This is a genomic window from Pseudomonas sp. AC463 (assembly GCF_979253585.1).
The window spans coordinates 1-334 of record NZ_CEEDDZ010000305.1 but is presented as its reverse complement, the minus strand read 5'-3'; the positions used below and the strand labels follow the sequence as shown (position 1 = coordinate 334).

The window sequence follows — 334 nt, the reverse complement described above, 5'->3', positions numbered from 1 at the left end:
ACCTATAACGTCACCCGCCCCTCCTTCTATTCGGAGCTGATCTGGGACGCGCGCAAGCAGCGGGCGCGGGCGGACGGCACCACGATCGACTGGGTCGTACTGCGTAACCGGCTCCAGCATATCGAGGCGCGCAACATGCGCCGCGTGTCGGATGCGCTGGCGCAGTTGTCCAAGCGGGTCGGCTTCCGCATCATTCCGGGGCTGGGCGAGCGCGTGATCTATCGCGAGCTGTTCCCACAAGGGCTGACGATGATCGACAGCCGCGAGTTCGGCGCGATGGGGCTGGCGCATGTCGCCGCGCGGCAAGAGCTGCGCGAGATGATGGCGGCGTTGC

The 334-nt window shown here is 66.8% G+C and carries 1 protein-coding gene; it reads left to right on the top strand.

The window, feature by feature from the left end; all coding sequences use genetic code 11:
* Positions 1-334, top strand: a 334-nt coding sequence (locus AC0IYH_RS30265; RefSeq protein ID WP_471837826.1) for a division plane positioning ATPase MipZ, incomplete at both ends; no start/stop codon positions are given.